We start from the raw sequence: 2,635 nt of genomic DNA, 5'->3' as shown, positions 1-2,635 counted from the left end.
GGCGTGCGCGTGCGCGGGCGCGGCTGGGTGCGCGGGGGGCTCAGGGGGGGGCGCCCCCGCGGGGCGCGGCGCGCGTACACCGCATGGTCACCGAGTCGCTATCCGCACGAAGAACCGGCCGCGGGAGGCCGGTCGTAGACTCGGCGGCGACGGTTTCGATCCGCAGACACCAACTCTCCGGGAGGTGTTCGGCCGTGCGAACCGAAAACGACGAATGGGACATCGTCACCGGTGTCGAACTCACCGCGCTCGGCGTGGCGACCTTCCGGGCACTGGAGACCGCCGTCCCCGATCCGCTCATCCACGACGAGTACGCGGAACTGTTCGTCCGGGCCGCCGGGGAACCACACTTCCTCGACATACTCGCCGAACCGCCGACACTGGCCGGCGCGCCGCTGGTGCCCGGTCACATGGGACTGCGGACCCGCTGGTTCGACGACTATTTCCTCGCCGCCGTCGCCGCAGGAGTGCGGCAGTTCGTCATCCTCGCCTCCGGCCTGGACGCGCGCGCCTACCGGCTGGACTGGCCAGAGGACGCCACCGTCTTCGAGATGGACCGCCCGGAGGTGCTGGCATTCAAGGAGCGGGTGCTCGCCGAGCACGGCGTGCGTGCCCGCGTCGACCGCCGAGCCGTCGCGGTCGACCTGCGCTCGGACTGGCCCGCCGCGCTGGCTGCCCACGGCGCCGACCCGCGGGCCGCCACGGCCTGGTCCGCCGAGGGCCTGCTGCCGTATCTGCCGGGCGCCGCGCACGATCGGCTCTTCGAGCGGATCGACGCGCTGAGCCCGCCCGGCAGCCGCCTGGCCGTGGAGTACACGCCGACGGCCGCGGCGATCCGCGGGTTCTCTCAGGTGGAGCGGAAGTATTTCGACAAGAATCCGTTCGGCGAACTCGATCCGACCGAGTTGTTCTACGCCGACGAGCGCATCGACCCGCGCAGCTGGCTCACCGAGCGGGGCTGGTCGGTGCGCGCCGCCTCGCCGGACGATCTGGCCGCCGAGTACGGCGTGACCGTCCCGGAGTTCCCCGAGGAAGTGGCGCGGCAGTGGCGGCAGCCGCGTTATCTCGACGCCGGAAGGTGATCGGGGCGGCTCAGAGCAGCGCCGCGACCACGAAGGCCAGGACGGCGATGATGCCGAGCGCCGCGGCCACGGTCACGACGGGAGAGGCCGACAGCACGGCCAGGCCGCCGACGAGGGTGGCCACGATGAGGCCGGCCAGGCAGACGGTGCCCGCGTCGAGCCTGCGGGATGGAGCAGGGGTTCTTTCGACGGATGACTGCCGACGGGAGTCGCTCAACTTTCGCTCGCTTTCGGTGGGGCCGGGTGACCGAGGGGATAGCCGGACGGTCGCCGGCGCGGGCCGGGGACGAGGGCAGAAGATCGAGATGGTGTTGTTGTCCGCCCCGAGGGCTGGTCACGGAAGCGTCGCTTCCTGACTGTCCGGGGACTCGATCGGCAAACGATCGATCCCGGTGATCGGTCGTCGCGACCGCTGTCGCCTGGACCACACCGATCGTAACGGCGAATCAGAGACGATTTCGGCTGGAAACACTGCGGATCGGTAACCGTCGCCCGGCGCGGATCTCGGAACGGTCACGCGATGTCACTGCACCCACCCCGACAGCATCAGCAACCTTGCCGCTACTTCTCTGTGGAAGCGGTCGGCGCGTGTTGCGCCGCCTCGGAGCTCGCACGGACGATGTCGGGTGGTCCGAGCAGGACCGCGATCAGGCAGACGAGCCCGATCGTGGCAACCAGCACCGACAGCGCGAGCGGCCGCCTGCCGTCGGCGACGAGCACATACCGCACACCGTCCTCGCCGACGACGAGACGATGCCCCGGTGCGGCCGAACGCGGGACACCGGTCACAACGAGGACGAGCGTCGGCACGGTGAGAGCCATGAGCAGCACGGTCAGGACGGCCTGCCCCATCTCGGCGGTGATCCGAGCGCCCACCAGCTCGAAGATCACCAGCGAACACGCTGTCCGATGCCAGGCCAGCGCGGTGCGCTCGACCTGTGTTCCGCCGTCGGCGCGCTCGCCCCTCGGCCCGGGAGCGGTGCTCACGTCAGCAGCGACCAGCAGACCAGAGCTGCCGCGACGGCCAGCACCAGCGTCAACGGCACCGCCACGTACGGCACGGGGAGCGGCGCGGACTGCCGCAGGCTGCGCTCGGTGCGCGCCCACCCTGTCCACGCCAGCACCGGCAGCACCACCGCCGACCCGGTGAGCAGCACCGAGGCGGCCGTACTCGCCGCCGAAGCGTCCCCTACCTCGAACACCCGCAACGCCACCCCCGCCGCCATCAGCGCCAGGCCCGTGCGGATCCAGGCCAGGTAGGTGCGTTCGTTCGCCAGGCTGAACCGCGCGTCGGGCTCCGATCCCGTCGCGTACACCCGGGCGGGGAAGCGGCGTCGCCGGCCCGCCGCGTCGTCGGCATCGGCCATCTCGGCACCTCCTTCCGTCGCTGCCGCCCACAGGCTACGTCGCGGGCGGGGCGCCGACCCGCAGCCGCGCGCGGCGGGGAGGTCGCGCGCACGGTCGGTGTCGGCCGGGAACGACTCGGGGGGGGGGGGGGGGGCGCGCGCGCGGCCGCCCCCCCCGCCCACCACCCACGCGAGCGCCGCGGGCGG

At 72.4% G+C, this 2,635-nt stretch carries 4 protein-coding genes; 1 reads left to right on the top strand and 3 read right to left on the bottom strand.

Annotation, left to right across the window (positions count from 1 at the left end):
- Positions 1 to 194: 194 nt before the first annotated feature.
- On the top strand, positions 195 to 1,082 hold the full coding sequence (locus tag QH283_RS21060; RefSeq protein WP_280504698.1) for an SAM-dependent methyltransferase: 888 nt from the start codon (positions 195 to 197) through the stop codon (positions 1,080 to 1,082).
- Positions 1,083 to 1,092: 10 nt separating this feature from the next.
- On the opposite strand, the gene QH283_RS21055 is transcribed toward QH283_RS21060, so the two are convergent.
- The 3 genes from QH283_RS21055 to QH283_RS21045 all read right to left on the bottom strand — a co-directional run.
- Entirely contained in the window at positions 1,093 to 1,299 is a 207-nt protein-coding gene (locus tag QH283_RS21055; protein ID WP_280504697.1) for a hypothetical protein, read from the bottom strand.
- Between the two features lie 344 nt (positions 1,300 to 1,643).
- Entirely contained in the window at positions 1,644 to 2,069 is a 426-nt protein-coding gene (locus QH283_RS21050) for a DUF202 domain-containing protein (protein ID WP_280504696.1), read from the bottom strand.
- Positions 2,066 to 2,635 (bottom strand): YidH family protein (locus QH283_RS21045; protein ID WP_280504695.1); only part of this gene is annotated, 570 nt, incomplete at its 5' end. The genes QH283_RS21050 and QH283_RS21045, both read right to left, overlap by 4 nt.

Origin of the sequence: Nocardia farcinica (assembly GCF_029867845.1) — a bacterium.
GTDB classification, from domain to species: domain Bacteria; phylum Actinomycetota; class Actinomycetes; order Mycobacteriales; family Mycobacteriaceae; genus Nocardia; species Nocardia farcinica_A.
The sequence above is the reverse complement of the archived record's forward strand: the minus strand, read 5'-3'. Positions and strand labels throughout refer to the sequence as shown.